At 70.9% G+C, this 2,910-nt stretch carries 4 protein-coding genes; all 4 read left to right on the top strand.

The features are described from left to right. The first annotated feature begins 244 nt into the window (after positions 1–244). Positions 245–868, top strand: coding sequence for an NfeD family protein (locus BN903_RS14750; RefSeq protein ID WP_048078452.1), 624 nt, complete (start codon positions 245–247; stop codon positions 866–868). A 73-nt stretch (positions 869–941) separates the two neighbouring features. Further along, positions 942–1,703 (top strand): YIP1 family protein, encoded by a 762-nt coding sequence (locus BN903_RS14745; protein ID WP_048078451.1) that lies wholly within the window; start codon positions 942–944, stop codon positions 1,701–1,703. A gap of 24 nt (positions 1,704–1,727) precedes the next feature. After that, positions 1,728–2,339, top strand: coding sequence for a dCTP deaminase (gene dcd / locus BN903_RS14740; protein ID WP_048078450.1), 612 nt, complete (start codon positions 1,728–1,730; stop codon positions 2,337–2,339). Next, positions 2,336–2,910: thiamine-phosphate synthase family protein (locus BN903_RS14735; protein WP_048078449.1), on the top strand; the 575-nt coding region annotated here is incomplete at its 3' end. The genes dcd and BN903_RS14735, both read left to right, overlap by 4 nt.

Genomic DNA, 2,910 nt, shown 5'->3' with positions numbered 1-2,910 from the left:
CGCTTCGCGCTCGACGACGTCGGGCCGGACGGCGTCACCGAAGACACCGCCACGCCGGAGAGCGAGCCGATAGAGCCGGGGGACGTCACCCTCGAACACGCGGTCTTCGTCGTCCTCGGAGTCGCGCTCACGATCGGCGTCCTGGTCGGCGGGTTCTGATCGCGAGCGCCGCGGCCGCGCACCGACGCTTCGTGCCGCGACCGCGCGCACCACCACTTATCAGGCCGCGGCCGTAGGACCGAACATGGACGCGCTCGCACAGGCCGGCCTCCTCTCGCCGGACACCCTCCCACTCCTGTTGTTGACCGCGGGACTGCTGCTCTCGATGGCGGAGGCGCTGGCACCCGGAGCGAACTTCATCGTCGTCGGCATCGCGCTCATCGGGGCCGGACTCGGGGGGCTACTCCTGACCTCGCTCGGCGTCGCCGGCGCGCTCCTCACGCTTTTCATGGCGCTCCTGACGCTGGCGTTCGGCGCTGCCGCCTTCTACGGGTACCACGAGTTCGACCTCTACGGCGGCAAGGGACAGCAACAGACGAGCGACAGCGACTCGCTGAAGGGGAAGACGGGGACCGTCACGGAGCGCGTGACCCCCACGGGTGGCGAGGTGAAACTCGCCGGCGGCGGGTTCAACCCCCACTACTCGGCGCGGTCGATGGACGGCGAGATCGACGAGGGCGAGGAGGTGATGGTCGTCGACCCCGGCGGGGGCAACGTCGTCACCGTGGAGTCGATGGGATACGTCGAGGACGACATCGACCGCGAGCTCGCGGCCGACCGCGCCCGGAAGGCCGCGGCGAGCGAGGCCGACGTGGAGAGTACCGAGGAGAGCGAGGCCGACGCGGAGACCGAAGTCGAGCGGGAGTGACGGGCCGACCTCGGGCCGCGGCGCGCGCCGCCGGTGAGCAAAACACTTACCGCTCGCGTCGGGACGCTCGACCATGCCCTCCCCGCTCGCCCTCCTCTCGCGACCGATCGGTAGCGTTCTCGACCGCGTCCGCGACGCCTTCGACACCCCCCGTGCCGGCGCGATCGCCGTCGCGATCCTCGTGGTCGTCACGATCGGTACCACACTCGGGATCGTCGCGCTCGGCGGAATCTTCGACGCGACCGTCGACCAGCAGGTCACCGTCGACAACCCGGACCGCCCGCCCGAGTCGACCTGCGAGAGGTTCGGGGACGACCCCGACTCCGTGTTCGGCGAGCGGTGCGACGAGCCGGCGCGGATCGACGTCGACGCCGGGGAAGAGCTCCGAGACGCCGCGAACGGCTACCTCCACTACGGCCTGATCGGCGTGTCGGTCTGGTGGGGGATCTTCTCGCTCGCGCTCCACGTGGGCGCGCTGTTCGCCGGCGGGTCCGGCTCCGTCGGCGACACCTTCGTGATCGCCGGCTGGGCGCTCGTCGGCGAACTGCTTCGGGTGATCGCCGGTGTCGCGGCGATCTGGGTCGCCCTCTCGAACGCGGCGATCACGGGGTCGACGTTCGAGGCGATCGCGGAGGAGATAGTCGCCGCGATAACGGGCACGACCGGCCCCCTGCTCGTTGCGTCCGCGGTCGCGATAGCGGTCCAGTGGGTGATCGTCGTCGGGGGGTTAGAGGCCCACCACGACCTCGACCGCGGGGCGGCGGCGGGCGTGGCGACGGTCTTCGCCGCCGTCGCCCTCCTGCTCGCCGTGCCCGCGAACTTCGGGAGTTTTTAAGCCGACGGCGCTCGCCCTTCCGACATGATCCTGTCGGACGCCGACATCCTCGACCGGCTCGCGGAGGGCGACCTCGCGATCGAGCCGCTCGACGACGTCGATCAGCAGGTCCAGCCCGCGAGCGTCGACCTGCGGCTCGGCGAGCGATTCTTAGAGTTCCAGCGCACCAACATCCCGTGTATCCACCCGACCGAGGCGGACGAGGTCGGCGAGTACGTCACGGAGACGACCGTCCCCGAGGGCGACGAGTTCATCCTTCACCCCGGGGACTTCGTCCTCGGGACGACGGTCGAGCGCGTCGCGATCCCCGACAACCTCGTCGCGCACGTCGAGGGGCGCTCCTCGCTCGGGCGGCTAGCTATCGTGGTCCACGCGACCGCGGGGCTGTGCGACCCGGGCTACGAGGGGCAGATCACCCTCGAACTGTCGAACCTCGGGACCGCGCCGGTGGCGCTCTCGCCGGGCATGCGCGTCTCGCAGCTCACCTTCACGGAGCTGAAACGACCGGCCGACCGCCCGTACGGTGCCGAGCGCGGCTCCAAGTATCAGGGACAGGACGGCCCGCAGGCGTCGCGGATCGGCGACGATCCGGAGTTCGCAGGTGACAAGCGAAACGCCGCGGAGGGAGAGCCATGAAGTTCATCGAGGAGGTCGTCGTCGACGAGTTCCTCCCGACCGTCCGTTCGATGCTCGCGGAGGACCTCCGCGACCGGGGGTTCACCCAGTTGGAGGTCGCCGACGCGCTCGGCATCTCGCAGTCGGCGGTCTCGAAGTACGCCGCGGGCGACGTGGCCAGACACGACCGGATCGTCGCCGACGAGCGCGTGCGCGAACTCGTCGAGCGCGTGGGCGAGGGGCTCGCGAGCGGCGATCTCACGCCGGTCGGCGCGCTCGTCGAGATCGAGGTGCTGATCCGGCAGTTGGAGGAGGGCGACCTGCTCGCGGACCTCCACGAGGAGGCGATGCCCGCCCTCGCCGACGCCGACGTGGAGTTCTCGGTCCACGACCCGGACAGTGGCCTCCGCGAGCGCGAGCGCGTCCTCACGTCGGTCCGGCGGGGGCTCCGCACCCTGACGAACGCCTCCGGCTTTGCCGGGCTGATCCCGAACGTCGGCGCGAACGTCGTGGAGTGTCTCGCCGACGCGGCCACGGTCGACGACGTCGCCGCGGTCCCCGGTCGGCTCGTCGACGTGAAGGGCCGGGCGAT

This window comes from Halorubrum sp. AJ67 (genome assembly GCF_000513435.1).
The sequence above is the reverse complement of the archived record's forward strand: the minus strand, read 5'-3'. Positions and strand labels throughout refer to the sequence as shown.